Origin of the sequence: Brachyspira sp. SAP_772 (assembly GCF_009755885.1) — a bacterium.
Taxonomy (GTDB): domain Bacteria; phylum Spirochaetota; class Brachyspiria; order Brachyspirales; family Brachyspiraceae; genus Brachyspira.
In genome coordinates this window covers 1-788 of sequence record NZ_VYIX01000114.1, presented here as the reverse complement: position 1 = coordinate 788, position 788 = coordinate 1, and the positions used below count along the sequence as shown (strand labels likewise).

Here is a 788-nt window from a genome sequence, read left to right as displayed (position 1 = left end):
TACTATCTCATCGGGTGTCTTACCCTTTATAGCCTCCCCTACCGTATTCGCTACTATGTAATCTACTATATACTCAGGCGTATAATAAACTCCTCCCGCCTTGCGTACCTCATGCTTTAATTCTATAACCGCCTTGTGATTCTTATCTATACTAATAGTCTTGCCCAAAAACTGCTCATAAGCATTACCTATTATCTCAACTGGTATCACTGAAAACTGATAAGGATTCTTAGGYGTATAAAGCTCATCTATAATATCTTTTATTGTTTTATCATCTATATTTAAATTTCTTACTATCGCATCTTCATCAAATAACCCCGAATTATATTTCTCATTAGCCCTATCAAAAATATAATTCAAATTCTCATAATAACTATTCTCCCCATTAAAACCGTAATTTTTAAAATCATCTTCATTTTTATTTTTAGGATTAGCCAAAGCAAGAAGCCCATAATTCTCAACATTCCTATCCTCAGCCACCCTCAAAAATATAATCCTGTCAATAATCTGCTGCACCGCATAATTTATATCTTTCTCGCTCATCTCCCTATTAAGCTTACTTATCACAACAGCCAATTTCGTCCTAAGCTCATCTAAAGTGCTAAGAAAATGCACATCAACTGTCTCGCTCCCCTTTCTATTGCATAAGTTCTCAGAATAAGCATCTAAAGAACCATTAGCAACATTCTCCCTCTCAAACAAATCATATATATAATCAAAAACACCCTCTTTCAAATAATCTTCATAAGTAAAATACTTTATTCTAGCCGCCTCAGTCCTATCATTTT

General features: G+C 34.1%; 1 pseudogene. It reads right to left on the bottom strand.

Annotated elements, in window-relative coordinates:
* Nucleotides 1-788: pseudogene (locus GQX97_RS12940) on the bottom strand (methyltransferase); the annotation flags it as partial.